General features: G+C 27.4%; 16 protein-coding genes. 14 read left to right on the top strand and 2 right to left on the bottom strand.

Translation table 11 applies throughout. From position 1 onward, the window contains the following. The first annotated feature begins 273 nt into the window (after nucleotides 1-273). The 12 genes from ACRCYC_RS05540 (at nucleotide 274) to ACRCYC_RS05595 (ending at nucleotide 13,531) form a co-directional block, all read left to right on the top strand. Nucleotides 274-1,665 (top strand): C40 family peptidase, encoded by a 1,392-nt coding sequence (locus tag ACRCYC_RS05540; RefSeq protein ID WP_438618108.1) that lies wholly within the window; start codon nucleotides 274-276, stop codon nucleotides 1,663-1,665. A gap of 155 nt (nucleotides 1,666-1,820) precedes the next feature. Then, nucleotides 1,821-3,998 carry a hypothetical protein gene (locus ACRCYC_RS05545; RefSeq protein WP_438618109.1) on the top strand — a complete coding sequence of 726 codons (2,178 nt, stop codon included), beginning with the start codon at nucleotides 1,821-1,823 and terminating at the stop codon, nucleotides 3,996-3,998. Between the two features lie 111 nt (nucleotides 3,999-4,109). After that, complete coding sequence (locus ACRCYC_RS05550) at nucleotides 4,110-4,526, top strand: SoxR reducing system RseC family protein (protein ID WP_438618110.1); 417 nt, start codon at nucleotides 4,110-4,112, stop codon at nucleotides 4,524-4,526. Between the two features lie 121 nt (nucleotides 4,527-4,647). Beyond that, nucleotides 4,648-5,517 (top strand): methionyl aminopeptidase, encoded by an 870-nt coding sequence (locus ACRCYC_RS05555; RefSeq protein ID WP_438618112.1) that lies wholly within the window; start codon nucleotides 4,648-4,650, stop codon nucleotides 5,515-5,517. Between the two features lie 72 nt (nucleotides 5,518-5,589). Then, nucleotides 5,590-5,976, top strand: a complete 387-nt coding sequence (locus ACRCYC_RS05560) for a hypothetical protein (RefSeq protein ID WP_438618113.1) — start codon at nucleotides 5,590-5,592, stop codon at nucleotides 5,974-5,976. A gap of 120 nt (nucleotides 5,977-6,096) precedes the next feature. Beyond that, nucleotides 6,097-6,729, top strand: coding sequence for a YitT family protein (locus tag ACRCYC_RS05565; protein ID WP_438618114.1), 633 nt, complete (start codon nucleotides 6,097-6,099; stop codon nucleotides 6,727-6,729). Nucleotides 6,730-6,867: 138 nt separating this feature from the next. After that, complete coding sequence (locus tag ACRCYC_RS05570; protein WP_438618115.1) at nucleotides 6,868-8,868, top strand: penicillin-binding transpeptidase domain-containing protein; 2,001 nt, start codon at nucleotides 6,868-6,870, stop codon at nucleotides 8,866-8,868. Nucleotides 8,869-8,902: 34 nt separating this feature from the next. After that, the gene (locus ACRCYC_RS05575; protein WP_438618116.1) at nucleotides 8,903-9,697 is read left to right on the top strand and encodes a Cof-type HAD-IIB family hydrolase; all 795 of its coding nucleotides are present in this window, start codon (nucleotides 8,903-8,905) and stop codon (nucleotides 9,695-9,697) included. A gap of 79 nt (nucleotides 9,698-9,776) precedes the next feature. Next, nucleotides 9,777-9,986, top strand: coding sequence for a hypothetical protein (locus ACRCYC_RS05580; RefSeq protein ID WP_438618118.1), 210 nt, complete (start codon nucleotides 9,777-9,779; stop codon nucleotides 9,984-9,986). 183 nt (nucleotides 9,987-10,169) lie between these two features. Further along, entirely contained in the window at nucleotides 10,170-11,207 is a 1,038-nt protein-coding gene (gap, locus tag ACRCYC_RS05585; protein ID WP_438618120.1) for a type I glyceraldehyde-3-phosphate dehydrogenase, read from the top strand. Nucleotides 11,208-11,367: 160 nt separating this feature from the next. Then, nucleotides 11,368-11,820, top strand: a complete 453-nt coding sequence (locus ACRCYC_RS05590; RefSeq protein WP_438618121.1) for a CBS domain-containing protein — start codon at nucleotides 11,368-11,370, stop codon at nucleotides 11,818-11,820. A gap of 133 nt (nucleotides 11,821-11,953) precedes the next feature. Continuing rightward, a complete protein-coding gene (locus ACRCYC_RS05595) occupies nucleotides 11,954-13,531 on the top strand; it encodes a hypothetical protein (RefSeq protein WP_438618123.1) in 1,578 nt (525 codons plus the stop codon). A 50-nt stretch (nucleotides 13,532-13,581) separates the two neighbouring features. Here the strand turns inward: ACRCYC_RS05595 and ACRCYC_RS05600 are convergent, their stop codons facing one another. After that, nucleotides 13,582-14,232: a hypothetical protein gene (locus ACRCYC_RS05600; RefSeq protein ID WP_438618124.1), complete on the bottom strand. Its 651-nt coding sequence runs from the start codon at nucleotides 14,230-14,232 to the stop codon at nucleotides 13,582-13,584. A 137-nt stretch (nucleotides 14,233-14,369) separates the two neighbouring features. Continuing rightward, on the bottom strand, nucleotides 14,370-15,461 hold the full coding sequence (locus ACRCYC_RS05605; RefSeq protein WP_438618125.1) for an AI-2E family transporter: 1,092 nt from the start codon (nucleotides 15,459-15,461) through the stop codon (nucleotides 14,370-14,372). A 143-nt stretch (nucleotides 15,462-15,604) separates the two neighbouring features. Between ACRCYC_RS05605 and cspBA the strand changes: the two genes are divergently transcribed. Then, nucleotides 15,605-18,916, top strand: a complete 3,312-nt coding sequence (gene cspBA, locus ACRCYC_RS05610) for a bifunctional germination protease/germinant receptor pseudoprotease CspBA (RefSeq protein ID WP_438618126.1) — start codon at nucleotides 15,605-15,607, stop codon at nucleotides 18,914-18,916. 22 nt (nucleotides 18,917-18,938) lie between these two features. Then, nucleotides 18,939-20,624: a bile acid germinant receptor pseudoprotease CspC gene (cspC, locus tag ACRCYC_RS05615; protein WP_438618127.1), complete on the top strand. Its 1,686-nt coding sequence runs from the start codon at nucleotides 18,939-18,941 to the stop codon at nucleotides 20,622-20,624. The last annotated feature ends 54 nt before the right edge of the window (nucleotides 20,625-20,678 follow it).

A 20,678-nucleotide genomic window follows, 5' to 3' on the forward strand; every position in this document is an offset into this window, starting at 1 on the left:
TGTATTTATCTAATTTTGTTTATTTTTTTTATAAAAATTTAATATATGTATTAAAAATGACATTAAAATAAGTTATAATATAAAATATACGAGGAAAAATAGACTAAATATAGAAAAATATACATAAATTCACAAAAAATTCATATTGAAAGTATAAGATGTATATGAAATAAAAATATATGAGATTGATGTGATTTAAAGGTTACAAAAAAAATACAAATTTTGAAAATTTTTTAATAATTAGTATAGGTGATAAATGAAGGGAGATTAAGTATGTTTGATAGAAAAATTGCAACAGCTGTATCGGTAACATCATTAGGTATAGTACTATCAGGAACAGCTGTATTTGCTGATACAAAAACAGGAACAGTAACAGCTAGTTCATTAAATATAAGAAGCGGGCCATCAACTAGTTACTCAGTAGTAGGTAACGTTTATAAAGGAAATACATTACAAATATTAGAAACATCAAATGGGTGGTATAAAGTAAAATTATCAAATGGAAAAATTGGTTGGGGAAGTGGAAAATACATAAATGTATCAGGAGATTCAAACTCAAATACTTCATCAAATGGTAAAACAGGAACAGTAACAGCAGATGCATTACATGTAAGAAGTGGACCATCAACTAGTAATAGTAAAATAACTAAAGTTTATCAAGGTCAAACTGTAAATATATTAGAAAGTTCTAATGGATGGCATAAAATAAAAACTCAAAGTGGACATATAGGATGGTCAAGTGCAGAGTTTATAAGCTTATCTGGTGGATCAAATAATGGTGGAGATAATAATAACTCAAATTCAGATAATTCATTAGCAGGAAAGAAAGCAACAGTAACAGCTAGTGCATTAAACGTAAGAAGTGGACCATCAACTAGTAACAGTGTAATAGGAACAACATATAAAGGAAATACTGTTGAGATAATTACAAGTTCAAATGGATGGCATAAAATTAAATTATCAAATGGAAAAATAGGATGGGCAAGTGGAAAATATTTAAGCACATCAGGGGATTCTAACAATGGTGGAAACACAGAAACTCCATCAACAGGAAAAAAAGCAACGGTAACAGCTAGTGCATTAAACGTAAGAAGCGGACCATCAACTAACAATAGTATAGTAGGTAAAGTATACAGAGGAAATACTGTAGAAATATTAGAAAATTCAAATGGATGGTCTAAAATTAAGTTATCAAATGGACAAGTTGGATGGGCAAGTGCTCAATACTTAAGTACATCAGGTGACTCTAACAATGGTGGAGGAGATACAGGTAACGGTGGAACAGTAAATCCAAATAAAACTCAAGCTATAATTAACTTAGCTAAAGCTCAACTTGGTAAACCATATGTATGGGGAGCAGAAGGTCCTAGTACATTTGACTGTTCTGGATTAATTTACTATGTATATGGTCAAAATGGAGTGAATTTACCAAGAACATCAAGAGAACAAGCTAATGTAGGAACAACTGTAAGTCAATCTCAATTACAACCTGGAGATTTAATATTCTCAAGTACTGATGGTAGTGGTGGAGTTAACCATGTAGGTATATATATAGGAAATGGACAAATGATACATGCACCACAAGAAGGTGATGTTGTAAAAATTACTAATTCGAATTCATCATACTGGCAAAAAACATTTGTAAAAGCTAAAAGAGTTATATAAATATTAGGTTATAGGGAGATATTTTCGTGTGAAATATCTCCCTATAATATTTTACACAAATTTAACTTAGAATTTTTAATTTATTTAAGGTAATACTATAGTGTAAAACTTAAATATAATTTATAATGAGTTTATATATATTTGGAGGTGGAGAAGTGAAGAAGAAAATATCATCTTTAGTTTTGGTTTTCATAATGCTAATTTGCATAACACCAATAGATGCATTTGCAAATAATGATAATAAAACTATTGTTATAAATATGAACAGAAGTAATTTATCAGATTTTTTAGAAATACCAACATTAAAAAATGAACTTAAAAAACGTGGATACATTGGTCTTATGAATGTAAGAGGCGATCAAGGAACAGACGATAAACGATCATATGCAAGTATAGGTGCTGGAGGAAGAGTAAATACGTATAGCGATGATTTTAAAGATTTTAAAAATTTAAATGATGAAAATAAAATTTTATATGAAAGTGCTACAGATAAAGAAGCTAAAGGTGTAAATGACACGGCTATAAACTTATCTATAAATAGTAATGTAGATAGTGGAAAATATGGATCTACACTAGGTGCACTAGGACAAACTTTAAATGAAAAAAACATGAAAGTTTCTGTTTTAGGAAATGCAGATACTGGGTTAGAAGCTAAAGATTTAAATAGAAATATAGGTGCTATGGCAATGGATAGCTATGGCAGGATAGATAGCGGAAATGTTGATGATATAAATAAAGTTAACAATAAAATGCCATTTGGATTAGGTACGGATTACAATAAGTTAAAAAGCGAGACTCAAAAATACTTAAATGAAAGTGATGTATTATTTGTAGAATTAGGAGATACATATAGATTAGATTTATATAAACAATACTTAAACGAGAATACTTATAAAGATATGGAAAAGGAAATACATAAAAATATAAATTTATATTTAAAAGATTTATTTAATAATATAGATTCAAATGATAAAGTTTATGTAATTAGTCCTTTCCCTAAAGATATAGATTATAAAAACAAAAGAAGGTTATCTCCAGTAATAAAGTTTGATGGAGAAGGAAAAGGGATATTAACATCTGCTACGACAAGAAGAGATGGTATAATTGGTAATGTGGATATTGGCGCTGACATACTTGCAAATTACAATTTAACATCTGAATATATGGTTGGTAGAGAATTAGAAACTATAAAAATGGATGATAATATAGGATTTATGACTAGTGAGTATAGCAAAATTGTCAGTATATCTAATGTAAGAAGTAGCATAATACAATTTTTCACAAATACAGTTTCAATAATATTAGTTTTAGTGGTAGCTTTATTAGCATTAAAAAAACCACTACAAAGTAAATTTAAAGAGAATTATGATAAAGTATGTAATGGATTAAAAGAAGTTTCTAAGTTTGGATTAATACTTCCCCTTGCATTTTTATTAGCTCCTATATTAAATTTAAATACACCGATTGGTATATATGTATCAATTGGAATTATAGCAATAGGTATTTATATTATAAGTAAATGGATATTCAAAGATGACATAAAACAAATTGCATTTTATGCAACTATATCTATTGTAGTAATTATAGCAGACTCTCTTTTAGGTTCTTATCTTATGAAAAATAGTATAATGTCTTATGATGCAATAGTAGGAGCTAGATACTATGGTATAGGAAATGAATATCAAGGTATAACAATAGGTGCATCTATAATGGCTATGGCTATTTTAATTAAATTTAATAAGTTACCTAAAATAATGGTACCAATAATATCATGTGTAATATTATTTGTAAGTGCATCGCCAGTAATGGGAGCTAATGTAGGATCAGCAATATCTGAAAGTGTTGCATTAATATTATTTACAATGCTTATATTTGATATAAAAATAGATTTTAAAAAGGCTATATTAATACTGTGTGGAGCAGGGGTGGTAGTTATAGGTTTTGCAGCAATAGATATATTAAGTGGATCGGAGTCTCATCTATCTTTATTTATTAATCAAATATTAGTTAGTGGACCAAGCGCTATAATAGAAACATTTGCAAGAAAAATATCTATGAATATAAAACTAATGCAAAATAGTGCATGGGTTAATATAATATATATTGGTATTTTAGGAATATTAATAATTAGAATAATTTATGGTAATATATTTAAAAAATTAATGGATAATGATATATTCTTTAAAAAGGCTTTAATAGCTATAAGTGCTGGTGCAGTAGTAACTTTACTTGTAAATGATTCAGGTGTAGTTTCAGCAGCAACAACAATGCTATACATTATAATACCATTTTTAATTATTATGATTAAAAAAATAATTTCTAAAGTGAAATAAATATAAAATAGCGTACTTAGTACGCTATTTTTTTTATAAAGTAACAATTTTCATTAATAAACCATAAAATATAATAAAGGCAAGCACTAGCCAAAAAATGGGGGAATTGTTATGAAGAAACAACAAAAAGGATTTGTTATATACTCAAATGAAAATAGTGCTGAAGTAAAAATTAATCATAATAAAAAACATGAGTTTTATTATGATTGCCAAGGAAATAAGAAACATATAGTAAGTGTTAATAATGATTTAGGTGCAAATATTGGGCAAGAAGTTTATATAGAAGTAGATACAATAAAAATTATTAAGCTGATATATATTTTTTATATACAGCCAATATTATTTACCATAATTGGAATCTTATTTGGAAACTATATATCTATGATACTAAGTCAACAGAGTTTAGTTTATAAAGTTATTTTTGGATGTATTTCATTTACAATAGCTTTGATATATAAAGATTATTATAAAGAAAAAAATAAATCTAATAAAAAATATAACTACAATATAGTAAAGATAATACAATGAATTTTCAAAATAAAACAACCTTATGATTATACTTTATAAGGTTGTTTTATTTTGAAAATTATTAGCAATTATTAACTTAACGTAGTATAATTTAATGTAGACTATGTAAGGAGATGATTTTATGAATATAAATAGAAATGATGATTGTTGGTGCAAAAGCGGAAAAAAATATAAAAAGTGCCATATGGAATTTGATGCTAAATTGGTAGAGCTAAAAAGAGCGGGATATGAAGTTCCAACACACGATATTATAAAAAATAAAGAACAAATTGAAAATATAAAGGCAAGTGCTAAAATAAATAATGAAGTGTTAGATTTGGTAGGAAAAAATATAAAAGAAGGTATGACTACAGAAGATATAAACAAAATAGTTCATGAATATACTGTATCTCAGGGAGCTACACCAGCACCTCTTGGATATGGAGGATTTCCAAAGAGTGTATGTACATCTATAAACTCTGAAATTTGTCATGGTATACCAAGTGAAGATGTAGTTTTAAAAGATGGAGATATAATAAATGTAGATGTATCAACTATATATAATGGATATTATTCAGATGCATCAAGAATGTTTATGATTGGGAATGTAAGTGAAAAAGCTAAAAAATTAGTTGAAGTAACTAAGGAATGTTTAGAAGAAGGAATAAAAGCTGTTAAACCATGGGGGCATATAGGAGATATAGGATCTGCTATACAAACTCATGCTGAAAAATATGGATATTCAGTTGTCAGAGATTTTGGAGGTCATGGAATAGGACTACAATTCCATGAAGATCCTTTTGTATTCCATTATGGAAGCAAAAATGAAGGTATGATATTAGTTCCAGGAATGATATTTACAATAGAGCCAATGATAAATGAAGGTGGATATGATTTATATATAGATGCAGATAATGAATGGACTGCGTATACAGATGACAACTCACTTTCAGCTCAATGGGAACATATGATATTAGTAACGGAAGATGGCGTAGAAATATTAGCAAAATAAATATAAGTTAATAAAAATATTAAAATTTGCATATGTATAATATTACTAGAGGGTACTTTTAAGAGGTGATTTATGGAAAATAATCAAGATAAAGTCACTAGTTCAAATAATAAAATTGTTAAATCTAGTTGTAAAAATGATAAAAAAAACTTTGGTTTATCAAATTATACATATGCAGATTATGTGATACTATCTTCTACATTAGCATATGCTATATCGGAAGAATTAAATGATGATGATTTAGATTTTTTCTTAGTGTTTTTAAGTCAAGTATCATCAGATTTAGCATTACTTAGAACTAAACGTGGGTTTGAAAAAAAAGCTAACCAGGTAAACCAATCGCAAGAACAAATTATTGTAGATGAAGCTGCAAATGAAGATATTATAAATGATATTACGGTTGAACAATTAGGAAGAAATAAAAAAAGAAAAAGAAAAAAAGTAAAGAAACTTAGATAATTTATTTAAGTTTTTTTGCTTTTTTAGGATATGAAAATTTCTGAAAATGAGTGCATTATTTTAAGTAAAGTTATATAATTAATGTAAGAGTAAAATTTAATACAAAACAGGAGTGATATTTTGCGGTCAGAGTTAAAACGTATTGGGATTATAATTATAGGGGCCACAATACTAGCATTTGGAAGTTATAATTTTAATTATCAAAATAGTATAACCGAAGGTGGAGTCTTAGGTTTATTGTTATTAATTAAGAATGTATTTGATATATCTCCATCATTTACAAGCTTGGTAATTGATTTATCTTTATTTGCCTTAGGAATGAAATTTTTTGGGAAAAAATTTTTATTATATTCAATAATATCGACTATTACATTTTCAACAACATATAATTTATTTGAAAGTATTGGATTTATAATTCCAAATTTAGAAGAAAATATGTTGATTGCAAGTATATTGGCAGGAATAGCTGTAGGAATAGGTGTAGGATTGGTTGTAAGAGGTGGAGGAGCATCAGGTGGAGATGATGTAATAGCACTTATAGGAAATAAATTTACACCACTTAAAGTTAATCATATATATTTGATAAGTGATGGAATAGTTTTATTGATGTCCCTAGTATATTTAGATTTTAAACAAATATTATTTTCACTTATAGCTGTAACGATAAGTGGAAAAATTATAAGTATTATATATAATGACAAAGATGATGAAGACAATGAAAGTAAGGATGAAAGTGAACCAGTATTAGCTTAATTAAAATAAGTACTTACATAGTAAGTACTTATTTTTTTGAAATATATAAAGGGATAAATTTAATTACTAAAAGGAGTGGTAATTTGGGTATTAGTATATAAGTAATATGACAAAAAATAAGTGGATAGGGGAGTAAGTATGAAAAAAATTAATAAAAAATTGATATTTATTAACATTGCAATTGTAATGAGTTTTACATTGTTAGTTGGATGTTCATCGAAATCTAAAGCAGAGCAAACGTTTAATGAATATGTACAATATTGGAATAAAGAAGATTTTAACAAGATGTATTCTATGTTATCAACAGACTCTAAATCAAATATAAGTAAAGAAGAATTTGTACAGGAATATGAAAAAACATATAATCTTATAAAAGCAAATGATATAAGTGTATCTAAAGAGGGGGATGTAGAAGTAGATAAAGATTTTAATGTAAAAGTATCTATGGATACTATTGGAGGTAAAATAGAATCATCTGATAGCAAAATGAAAATCATAAAAGATGATGGTAAGTATAAAATAATATGGAATGAAAGCTTAATACTTCCTCAAATGAAAAAGGGAGATAAAGTAGGTATTGAAAATGATGCATATAAAGGTAAAAGAGGAACTATATATGATCGAAATGGTAATATATTAGCAGGGGAAGGTGAATTAAAGCAAGTACAAATAAACATAAACAAATTTAATGATGGGAATGAATCAAGCAAAATAGATGAAATGGCTAATATTTTAGATATAAGCAAGGAATACATAGAAGATAAAATAGCTCAAAATAAAAATCCTGAACATGCAATCTATGTTGTTAATTTACTAGATTCAGATACAGAAAAAATTGAAAAATTACTTCAAATACCAGGAATTCAAATTATTTCAGATAAAAACGAAAGAGTTTACAATGGTGGGGAAGCTATAGGAAGTTTAATTGGATATACAGGAAATATAACAGCACAGCAACTTAAAGAAAACAAAGATAAAGGATATAATGAGTTTAGTAAAATTGGTATAGGTGGAATAGAAGAAGTATATGAAAATAAATTAAGAGCTATAGATGGTGGTAAGATATATATATTAAAGCCAGATGGTAAAAAAGATGTTATAGCGGAGAAAAAAGCTAAAAATGGAGAAGATGTAAAATTATCTATAGACCTTGATTTACAAAAGAAAGTATATGAAGAAATGAAAGGTGAAAAAGGAGCAAGTGTAGCTACTAATCCAAAAACAGGAGAGGTATTAGCTATGGTAAGTTCACCATCATTTGATCCAAATAGTTATATTACATATATAACTAAAAGTGAAAAAGCTAAATGGGAAGCAAGTTCAAACTCTCAATTAGAAAGACGATTTAAAAATGCATATTCGCCAGGATCAACAATGAAACTTGTAACAGCATCTATTGGACTTGATAATAAAGCTATAGATCCAAATAAAGCAATAGATATAAAAGGTAAAACTTGGGATGAATACAATGTAACTAGAGTTACAGATCCAGGAAGACCGGTTAATTTAGAAGATGCAACTAAATTCTCAGATAATATATATTTTGCTAAAGCAGCAGTTGAAATAGGTGGAGCAAACTTTGTAAAAGGTGCTGAAAAATTTGGTATAGGAGAAGAATTAAAATTTGGATACCCTATACAAAAATCACAAATTTCTAATAATGGAAAGTTAGATGATAAATCATTACTTGCAGCTACAGGATATGGTCAAGGACAAGTTTTAACAACACCTTTAAATATGACTATGATATATTCAACTTTAGGAAATGAGGGTGATATAATGATGCCTAAACTAGATATAACTAAACCTTCTGAACCAAAGTTATATAAAGAAGCTATAAAAAAAGAAAACCTACCTGTACTTACAAATTGTTTTTCATCTGTTATAAATGATGAAGAGGGAACAGGTCATGTAGCTAAAATTGATGGAGTTAATATAGCTGGTAAAACCGGAACAGCAGAAATAAAAAATAGTAAAGATGATACAAGTGGAACTGAAAATGGATGGTTTGCTGCTGTTGATACAGATGAGGGTAAATTGGCAATATCTATGATTATAGAGGATGTAAAAGATAGAGGAGGTAGTCATATACCTACAGCTATGGTTAAAAATGTAATGGAATATTATTATAAAAAATAAATTTAAACTTAAAATGTTAAAATTGGGAGGTTATATGAGAAAATTATTGGCATCAGATGTGGATGGTACACTTTATGTAAATCAAGTTATACATGAAAAAAGTTTAGAGTATATAAAAAAGTTTAGAGAAGAAGGGAATGCATTTTTATTATGTACAGGGCGTAACTTAGGAGGAGTAAAGCACCTTTTTCAGGAATATGATATAGAAGTAGATGGATTCATACTTTGTAATGGATCTATAGTTTTAGATAAAGATTTCAATATAATACACAACCAAAACATAGATGACGACATTATCAAAGCTTTATTTGAAGAAGCAAAAGATAATACTGTATATAACTTCTATTTTGCGGATGGTGAAAATTTGTATATTATAGATGGATATAATACACACCCAGTTATAAGTTCTGCTGATATGTCTGAAAAAATGAATGTAATAAAAATAAAGGAAGAAGATTTTTATAAAAACAAATATTGTGCAAATTTAGTAGGTATCGATATTAAAGATGAATGCATAAATAAAGCTAATGATAAAAAAACTGATATAGAAAATAAGTTCTCAGATAAAGTATCTGTATATAGAAACTTATCATTTATTGATATAGTTCCTAAAAATACTTCTAAAGGCTCTGGAATTTCTAGGGTTTTAGAAAATTATGGAGTGAAAGAAGAAAATGTATTTGTAATAGGGGATTCATGGAATGACTTGAGTATGTTTGAGAAATATAATAATTCATATACATTTACTTATTCAGAAGAAGGTCTAAAACCACATGCTAATAATATTGTAGATTCATTTTATGATTGTTTAGAAGAAGTAATGAAGTAATAAAAATCTATTTTTAGTGGAAATAGTACAAAGAGAAACATATATATAGATATATACTATTTTCACAGGGGGAATAGATTTGAAAAAAAGATATGAAAGAATGCAAATTGCGTGTAAATCCTTATCAGAAGAAGCGTTTAAGTCTTATGCAGGAAAGAAAGATTATAAGAGAGCTATAGAGTGCTACACAATATTAGCAACAAGTGTTGGAGTACCAACAGACATAGCTAAATTTTCAAAAAACATGTTAGGAAGATTAAACAAAAAAATAGAAGAAAATTCTAAATGAAAAATATTGCTTGATTTTTATCAAGCAATATTTTTTTGTCATTATATAGATATTTTTCTTGAAAGTGTTGACCTATATAACATAAAGTGTTATATATATAAGTGAGAAGTGTTAAAAAGAGTACACTAAATAAATAAATAAAACATACTATAAATTAATATATAACATGAGGAGGACTCGATAATGAAGACAAGAGTTGCGATTAATGGATTTGGAAGAATAGGAAGAATGGTTTTAAGAATAGCTAAGGAAAACAATTTTAATAATTTTGAAATTGTTGCTATAAATGCTAGAAGTGATGCTAAAACATTAGCTCATTTATTTACTTATGATTCTTCATACGGTGTATTTAGAGGAGAAGTAGATACGGATGATAAAGAAAATATTATAATAAATGGAAGTAAGATAAAGGTATTAAAAGAAAATGATCCAGAAAATTTACCTTGGAAAGAATTAGGAATAGATATAGTTATAGAATCTACTGGAAAATTCACAAAAAAAGAAGATGCACAAAAACATATAGATGCAGGAGCTAAAAAAGTAATAATAACAGCACCGGGTAAAAATGAAGATAAGACTATAGTTATGGGAGTTAATGAAAATGAATATGATAATAATATACATCATATAATATCTAATGCTTCTTGTACTACAAATTGTATAGCACCAGTAGTTAAAGTTTTAGATGAAGAGTTCGGAATAAATAAAGGATTAATGACAACTATACATGCGTATACTAATGACCAACAAATATTAGACAAAACACATAAAGATCTTAGAAGAGCAAGAAGTGCAGGTATTTCTATGATACCAACTACTACAGGAGCAGCTAAAGCTGTGGCTAAAGTTTTACCTGATTTATCAGGAAAATTAAATGGATTTGCAGTTAGAGTTCCAAGTCCTAGTGTTTCTATGGTTGACTTAGTTTGTGAATTTAGTAGAGATGTAACAGAAGAAGAAGTAAATAAAGCTTTAGAAAGAGCTTCGAAGAAAGAATTAAATGGAGTTTTAGGATATTCAGATTTACCTCTTGTATCTATAGACTATAAGCAAACATCAGAATCTTCGATAATAGACGGATTGTCGACTATGGTTAATGATGGAAATATGGTTAAAGTAGTAGCTTGGTATGATAATGAGTGGGGATACTCATGTAGAACAGTTGATTTAGTTTCATATGTTGCAAATGCAATTTTAGTAGCAAATAAAGTTAGTGCATAAAATAATTAATAAAAAGCTCACAGTAAAAACTTGCTGTGAGCTTTTAAAATATAATTAGTATATTAAAATATAATAATTTCTCTAAAAATTCATATTGTATTCATAAACAATATATATAATTTATATGAATAATATAGTTAGGCAAATTGGAGGGAAAAATATGAATATACTATTTTTTATTACGCCTAAAAGTGAAGTTAAATATTTACATGATTGCTATACGATTAGACAAGCTATTGAAAAACTAGAGGACAACAGGTATACATCTATTCCAGTTATAGATGATCAAGGAAAATATGTATCAACAATAACAGAAGGCGATATACTTTGGAAAATAAAAAACGATTTTAAAAATGAAAAATATGAGTTAAATATTGATTCGCTAGAAACCATGAGCATAAAAGATATTAATAAATATAACAACTACGAAACTGTATCTGCTAGTTCAGACATGGAAAGTTTAATAGATTTAGCTAAACATCAAAATTTTATTCCTGTAGTAGATGATCAAAACATATTTATAGGAATAATAAAACGTAGTGATATAATAGCTTACTTTAATATCAGTTTAAATTCAAAAAAAACATCAAAATCAGTAAGTAAAGTAAGTTGATTTAAATAAAAAACAGAAAATATTTCTAAATAGTTTTAAAATTATTAATTATGGTATATAATTTTAGTAAGAAATTTTATATAAAGGACTGTCACATAAAGACAGTCCTTTATATTAATAAGGAAGTGGCTTTATGAATTTTTGGAGGGAGAAAAGAAAACGGATTTATTTTATTGTGATAGCTGTGTTTATTTGCTTTATAGGGCAATATTTTCTTTTCAAATATGGAGTTATAAGTCCACTAGTAAAGGGTATAGAGTTAAGCATATCAAAAGGAAATTACATTCAAAATATAGATGAATATGTAATCAAATTAGGAGATTCTATAAAAATAAGTAGTGGAAAATACATAATTATACCACCGTATGCATCAGATCCTAAGATAGAATATAAAGCATCACATAATGATATTTTAGATGTGAAAGGCGATACTATAACGGGTGTAAAAGAAGGATATTCAGCAATTATGATAACCAAAGATGGTAGAGCTATAAGAAAAGCTACTATAAGAGTTGTAAAGCCTAAGGTTGAAAGCCTAGATGTAGCTATTGGTGACCTTAAGTATGTAGGAGATAGTTCCCCAATAGATGTAAGTGTTGATGTTGACTTTGATTTTCATGATAAAGAAAAATACACATATGAAGTATCAAATGAAGACGTTTTAAAAATAGAAGATAACACACTCAAAGCTATAGGTGTGGGAAAATCAAAACTATATATAAGATCAGGAGACAAGGTAAAAGAGTATAATTTTAATATACAAGCTAAAGTTTCTGAAATATATGTAAATGATAGTATCAATATTAGAATAGATGAAGAAAAAAATATTGATGCTAAAGTTGAAACATCACCAAAAAATTTAAAACATCCTAAAATAACATATGAGTTAGTTGGATTTAAGATGCCAATAGCAAGAGCTATAAGTTTATCAACAAGTGATGGAACTATAAAAGGTATTAGAGAAGGAACTGAAAAAATTAAAGTTACTTGTGGTGGAAAAAGTAAAATTATAACTGTAAATGTATTAAAAGAAAGTGTTGAATCTAAACAAGTACAAAATTTAGATGCAACTTCAACTATAGTTGGAGATAACTTAGAAATAACTTTAAAATGGGATTACTTAGAGGATATAGAAGACTATGAAGTATACTTAAAAAATAATTCGCTTGGAGATAAAGACTTTAGTTTATCTAAATCTGTTAAGATAAACAAAGAAGAATTAGGTAAAGATAAGAAAATAAAAACTAAAATAACTGTAAACTTAAAAGATATACAAGATCCTAATATAGATATATATGTAGTAGGAAAAAGTGAAGGTAAGTATACTCAAAAGAGTAACATTATAAATATAAGTGAAAGCTATAAAAATCCAGATAAGATAGATAATTATCAAGTTGAAAACTTATCTGCTCATGTAAATGAAGATAATAGTATTGATATTTCATGGGATAAATTAAATGAATTTGACTGCACATATAGTATTTATATTAGAAATAATATAACATCGCCTGGAGGAGGATTTGAACTTTATCAATACGGTATAAGCGACAATAATATAAAGATTCCTATTAATGAAGGTGAAGAGATAAACTTAGATGTATATGTTGTAGCAAAAACAGGAGATGCTTCAAGTCAAAACAGTAAGGTTTTAAGCATAATTAAAAGTAAACCAGAAGTTAAACCAGAAACTAAACCGGAGGAAGGTTTATAAATAAAAATAGAGTGTATGGTAAAATCCATGCACTCTATTTTATTTGTTTATTATTTTATTTTCTCTAAATAACCACTTGGATGGAAGTAATACACATTAGATGTATTTTTATCTACAAAATATCCTAAGTCAGTATCTATGTTAGGTAAAAAAACATATCCAGAAAGACCTTTATCTTTTAAACTGGTAAATGTATTTTCATCACCTTTATAGTCATATGTTAAGTTTGGATTCATATCCATTAGTATTTTTAAGGCATCCTCTTTAGTTAATGATTTTACAACTATACTTTCATCAGTAGTAGTATCAGTAGTAGGAGATGGAGTTTCAACAATTTCTAAATTAATGTTTTCATTTTCTTTAACTTCAGTGTTATTTTCACTATTTATATTATTATCAGTAGTATTTTTTTCTACTGATACATCTTTTATGCTATCGCTATTTTTATTTTTGTCATTTTGATTATTTTCATTTTCATTTGTAGATGTTGTATCTTCAATATCTACATTTTTCACATCTGTAGTTGCATTATTAGTGTTTAATGTTTCTTCAGGTTTAACATTATCTTGAGATTTTTGAGGAATACTTACAACCTGTTTATTTTGGCTTGGTTCATTATTTGCAAATACTGACTTTAAAATTGGATTAGTAAAAAATAAACCACTACATAACACACATAAAACAACAACTAATTTTTTCATATCATTCCCTCTTTTCAAATATATAAATTGTTTATATATAAATATTACCATAAATCATTTATATTATAACAGTTACATACTTGTTACTTAAGGTTACTAAATTGTAATAAAAAAAGTATGCTATTTTAGCATACTTTTTATTTAGTTATATCATTATATTTACGATCAACAAAACTTCCTAAATATATTTTTATAACTCCCATAAATGGAGCTGAAAGAATCATACCTGGGATTCCAAAAAATCCTCCACCTATAGTAACTGCCAATATAGTTAAAAATGGACTAAGTCCAAGTTGACCTCCAACTATTTTAGGTTCTATAAAAGCAATTTCAACTTGTTGGACTAATATTAGATAAATTAAAGAAAATACTGCTATGCTTGGACTGTAAAATAAGTTGATAATAACGACAGGTGTCATACCTATTACGGGACCAAAATATGGAATCATATTCATAAATCCTATTAAAATTCCAAATAGAAGTGCATATTGAGATCCTATAAAGTAAAGACCGATACTTGATATAACTCCAACTATGAATGAATCAAATATTTTTCCTGCAAAGTATTTACCTATATTATCATTTAAAGTATGTCCAAGGTTTAAAATAAATTCAGTATTTTTTTTACCGAAAGATATACAAAGTGTTTTTTTATAAAAATTGAAAAACTTTTCTTTTTCAAGTATGATATAAAAACAAATAATAAATGATAATACAAATTGCACTAAAAACTTAGATATAGAAAATGTAGTTGAGAAAATTTGACCTAAATACCCTATAAGGAGATTGCTAATTTGAGGCATAGCTGAAAACATTTTATCTCCTATTTCCTTTAATGTTTTAGGATCTACATTTTTTAGAGTATCGCCCATTTGAGTGAAAAAATCTTGAGTTTTACTTGCATAAAGTGGGAATTCATTAACAATATCTGCTAAACTGCTTATTATAATAGGTACTGTGAAAAATATGAAAGAACCTATTGCAAATATTAAAATTCCATAAGTTATAAATAGAGCATAAACACGTTTTAATTTTACCTTAGATTCTAAAAAGTTTACAATAGGCGTAAAGATATAAGCCAATACAAATGCCATTATAAATGGTGTAAGTAATGAAAGTAACAATTCAAACGTATTAAAAAAATATTTGTAGTTATCTATAAATTTTATAATTATGTAAGAAACTGCAACAGTAAGAACTACATTCAAATAAATTTTTTTGTTTTTCAAAAAAACACATCCTTTCCAAAAATTTCAATAATAAAAAATTAAATTAATATATGTATTATACAATAAAAGTATTATGAATATATATATTAATAAAAATAAAAATTAAATAAATTTGAAAAAGTACATCTTTATTTTTAAAGGGGGTGTTTTTTATAGAATATGAAGTAATAGTCAGATATAATGGGGATGTTTTATCATTATCAAAGGAACTAGGTGTGTATGTAGAACTATTAGGATACAACTATGCAATAATAACATCTAATAATTTAGAAAACATAGATATGCTACTTAATTATCCTCAAATAGAGTATATAGAAAAACCATTTATACTAACAACTCAAGATGTACAAAGTTTTTCAAGAACAGGTATAACAAGATTTAAAAGCACAAATAAATTAACGGGAAAAGGAACAATTCTTGGAATTATAGACTCTGGAATAGATTACAGGTTAGATGAATTTAAAGATGAAAAAGGAAATTCAAAAATATTATATTACTGGGATCAATCAGTAGAAGGAAACCCGCCAAGTGGTTTTAAAGATGGAACATTATATACAAATGAAGATATAAATAAAGCTATAAAAGGAGAAATTAGCATACCAATATCTCCAACGAGTACACATGGGACTCATGTATCTGGAATAGCATGTCAAATTGCAAATGAAGCTAATTTGATAGTTGTAAGAGTTGGTAAAAGATTGACGGATGTATTTTCTAAAAGTACAGAGTTCATGAGAGCTATAAAGTTTATACTAGACAGAGCTTTAGATCTAAAAATGCCAGTAGCTATAAATATAAGTTATGGAAGTAATGAAGGTTCACATAGAGGGTTATCTTTATTTGAGCAGTATATAGATGATATGTGTTCATTTTGGAAGAATAATATAGTCGTAGCAGCTGGAAATAATGGAGATAAAGATGGTCATAAAAATATACAGTTAGAAGATAAAGAAGTTGAGGTTGAATTTGTAGTTGGAGAAAATGAAAAAATATTGAATTTAAATATATGGCCAGATTTTGTAGATAATTTTAGTGTTCAATTAGTTAGTCCATCAAATGTAAAAAGCCAACAAATATCATTAACATCAGGAGAGATTAGAAATGTGTTAGGAGGTACTAGGGTAAGGGGGTATTTTTATCCAATATCACCATATTCTCTTCTAAGAAGAGTTACTATTCAGATGAGTTCAAATATTAATATTAACCCAGGAATATGGAAGTTAATATTTACACCTATTAAAGTAGTCATGGGAAATATTAATATATACTTACCAACTTCAGAGGGAATAAGCAAAGATACTAGATTTTTAGCATCAAATAAGAATTTAACGGTAACTGTACCGGGAACAGCAAGTAAAGTAATAACCGTTGGAAGTTTTAATTCCAGAACAGATACTGTATCTATTTTTTCGGGAGAAGGAGATATAGATAAAAATGTATATAAACCAGATTTATTAGCACCAGGAGAAGATATATTATCAGTACTTCCTGGAGGAAGTGTAGGTGCATTAAGTGGAACTAGTATGGCAACTCCACATGTTACAGGTGTAGTTGCACTTTTAATGGAGTGGGGAATAGTGAATAAAAATGATTTGTTTTTTTATTCCCAAAAGATAAGGGCATTTTTAATAAAAGAAGCTAAGCGTAATCCAATGTATACTTATCCTAATAATTCAATGGGATATGGAATACTTGACTTATCAAATTCAAATTTAAATGATATATCTCAATCGAATCAGGGATATGATGTTCTGTATAGAAAAAAAATTAAAAAAAAAATTAAAAATACTAGATTAGAGTTACCTAATGATTTAGTTTTTAGATTTAAAATAACTCATGGAGCAAATTTTGTAGAAGAACTTAAAGAAAAAGGTATAGATTATCCATACTATGAAATAAATGATGATGAAGTAGTCATGATTTTACCTATAAAAGATCAAAAAAAATTTCAAAAACTTTTTTCTGTTAAATCTATAAAAATAATTGAACCAGCAATAGTTATGAATCAATTAGGTAGTATCAGTAGAGGAATTGAAGATGGAGTTACAGCTAGAGAAGAAATAGGCGCAAATTTTTTACAAAACAATTCTAATATACCAATAGCAGGAAGAGGAGTTTTAATAGCTGTAATAGATTCAGGGATAGATTATTTACATGAAGATTTCATATATCCAGATAAAACATCTAAAATAATGTTTTTATGGGATCAAACAAAAGATGGAAAACCTCCTAATGGATATAAATTTGGAGTAGAGTATAATAGAGATGAGATAAATAAAGCTATCATAAATAATGATAGTAGCTTATCAAAAGATGAAGATGGAAATGGGACTATGATAAGTGGAATATGCTGTGGATTAGGAAATATAAATAGAGAATATATAGGTGTAGCACCAGATTCTGAACTTATAATTATAAAGTTAAAAAAAATAAATGGATATTATGACAATGTTGTGGTAGAAGCTGCAATAAAATATGCTTATGAAAAAGCATATGAACTTAAAATACCAATAGTAATAAATCTATCACTAGGAAGCAATGGATTAACAGGTGCAACTCAAAGTGTATTAAAGAAAGAGCCATTATTTATAAGAGGGTTATGTATTGTTGCCGCAGTTGGAAATGAAGGAAATACTCAAACTCACACTTCAGGAAAGATAAACTTTATAGGAGAAGAAAAATATATTGAAATAGAATTACTAGAAGATGAAGAATTATTAGAAATTAATATATGGATAAATAAACCAGATAAAGCAAGTGCAGCTGTTATATCTCCAAGTGGTGAAGAAAGCAAGTTTATACAAGTTTCAAGCTATAATGAAGTATCTGGATTATTTGACCTGGAAGCAACTTGGTATGTAGTAACATATACATATCCAACTTTTTATTCAGGCCAGCAACAAATAACGATAATATTAAAAAATGCTACCAAGGGTATATGGAAAATAAGATTAAAGGGAGAGTATATAACCAATGGAATTTATAATGCATATTTGCCAAATAAGGCATTAATAAAGCCGGGAACTAAATTTAGAGATTCGATACCATCACAAACTATAAATTACCCTTCAACATACAATGATGTAATATCTGTAGGAGCGTATAATATTATTGATAGGAGTATATGGGCATCATCATCTAGAGGACCTACTATAAATGGATTATCCAGACCAGATATAGTAGCACCAGGAGTAAATATAATTTCGACATATCCAGGAAATACTTATGCGACAATGACTGGAACAGCAGCTGCGGGGGCATATGTTACCGGGGCAACAGCTTTGTATTTTCAATATACTTTAGCAGATAAATATTATCCTCAAAAAGCATTTACTACTATGGTTAGAACTTATCTTCACGCAGGAGCTAAAAGAAGTCAAGATATATTATATCCTAATGAAAGTTATGGATTTGGATTTTTAGATATAAAAGGGTCTTTTGATCAGCTAAAATAATTTAAAAGGAGGAAATTTTATTTTGGAAAAATCCTATCTTATAATTTATCAAGGAAATATAGAAATAGTAGAGGATGATTTGAAAAATAATGGAATAGAAAAATATATAATATTAAATGAAAACCTGCTAGTTATATATGTACATAACGATTTTAAAGAAGCAATTTTAACTACTATCACTACTGTAGCTTGGTGGCAAAGATCATCACCTATGAGTTCTTTAATTAGTGTTACTGACAATATTGCAGCAGGTGTAAGTGTAACAGACTCAGCAGGTACAGAATATATATATAAAAATCCATATATAACAAATACAGGAAAAAACGTATTAATAGCGGTAATAGATTCTGGAATAAATTATTTACATCCAGACTTTATAAATGAAAATGGTTCTAGCAAAATTATTTCAATATGGGATCAAGAAAGCAATAAAAAAGAACCTCCAAAAGGATTGTTATTTGGAAGTGAATTTACAAGAGAAGATATAAATAAAGCTATAATTGAAAATGATAATACATTAAGTAAAGATAATATCGGAACGGGAACAATAGCTGCAGGTATATCTTCTGGAAATGGAAAGTTAAATTCACAGTATAAAGGAGTTGCAGTAGACAGTGAGTTAGTAGTTGTAAAATTAAGAGAATATAAAGATACTTATTCAGTAGGAAAAATAAATTATCAGAAGTCTGATTTCCTAGCTGGTATAAAATATGTATTGGATATAGCTAAAAAAGAAAATAAATTTATTATAATAAATTTAACTATAGCATTAACATCTAAATCAATAATAGAACTAACTATGTTAGAAACATTTAATGATATAAATGAATCAGGTGTAATTTTTGTAAGTGGAGCAGGGAATGAAGGAAATACAGATATTCATTATGAAGGGAAATTTGAAGATAAAAATAAAACACAAGATATAATTATACAAGTAGGAGAACAAATAAATTTAGATATAACATTAGTAACTAGTGGACCTGATAAAATAGGAGCATCATTAATATCTCCTTCTGGAGAATTGAGCTATCAAATTATGTATTCTCCAGAATACTATGTGTATAGAGGTAAATTTAATTTAGAAGACACTGACTATGAAATGAGACTTATATATCCATGGTTAGAATCAGCACATCAAGAGTTAGATATACGTATGTATAATATAAAGCCAGGAATATGGACTTTAAGGTTGATACCAGAATTTATTTTAGGAGGAGAATATGATATTTACCTTCCAAATAAGAATTTAATTTCTAATGAAACTAGATTCTCAGATCCAGCATCTACATCTACAATAACTATGTATGCTGCAAGTGAAAGAGTTATAACTATAGGAACTTATAATGATAAAACAGATAGTATTTGGATAGGATCATCGAAAGGACCTGTAAAAAGAAGGGGTATAAAACCAGATATAGTAGCTCCAGGAATTGATATAATATCTCCATATATAAATAATGACTACAATACGTCTATAGGCACAGGGGTTAGTTCATCTATAGTTAGTGGTGTATTAGCTATCATTATGGAATATATAAAAGATCAGTATGAATTTTATGAAGAAGCATTGTATACACAACAATTGAAAACTTATTTGATGCTTGGAGCTACTAAAAAAGACATCTATGTATATCCAAACATATCTCAAGGGTATGGAATTTTAAATTTAAAAGACACTATGGTAGCAATTGCAAATAACTTTGAATAGTATGTATTTTATAATATAGAATGTAAAAACTAATACAAAAGAAAAGAGGTGATT

The sequence above is a fragment of the Paraclostridium sp. genome, assembly GCF_051657365.1.
Classification (GTDB): domain Bacteria; phylum Bacillota; class Clostridia; order Peptostreptococcales; family Peptostreptococcaceae; genus Paraclostridium.

Bases quoted from the DNA above. Each gene is read 5' to 3' on its own strand.
- ACRCYC_RS05570 (WP_438618115.1), top strand. From the start codon at position 6,868: ATGAAAAAAATTAATAAAAAATTGATATTTATTAACATTGCAATTGTA.
- gap (WP_438618120.1), top strand. From the start codon at position 10,170: ATGAAGACAAGAGTTGCGATTAATGGATTTGGAAGAATAGGAAGAATG.
- ACRCYC_RS05590 (WP_438618121.1), top strand. From the start codon at position 11,368: ATGAATATACTATTTTTTATTACGCCTAAAAGTGAAGTTAAATATTTA.
- ACRCYC_RS05600 (WP_438618124.1), bottom strand. From the start codon at position 14,232: ATGAAAAAATTAGTTGTTGTTTTATGTGTGTTATGTAGTGGTTTATTT.
- ACRCYC_RS05555 (WP_438618112.1), top strand. From the start codon at position 4,648: ATGAATATAAATAGAAATGATGATTGTTGGTGCAAAAGCGGAAAAAAA.
- ACRCYC_RS05595 (WP_438618123.1), top strand. From the start codon at position 11,954: ATGAATTTTTGGAGGGAGAAAAGAAAACGGATTTATTTTATTGTGATA.
- ACRCYC_RS05575 (WP_438618116.1), top strand. From the start codon at position 8,903: ATGAGAAAATTATTGGCATCAGATGTGGATGGTACACTTTATGTAAAT.
- ACRCYC_RS05550 (WP_438618110.1), top strand. From the start codon at position 4,110: ATGAAGAAACAACAAAAAGGATTTGTTATATACTCAAATGAAAATAGT.
- ACRCYC_RS05560 (WP_438618113.1), top strand. From the start codon at position 5,590: ATGGAAAATAATCAAGATAAAGTCACTAGTTCAAATAATAAAATTGTT.
- ACRCYC_RS05540 (WP_438618108.1), top strand. From the start codon at position 274: ATGTTTGATAGAAAAATTGCAACAGCTGTATCGGTAACATCATTAGGT.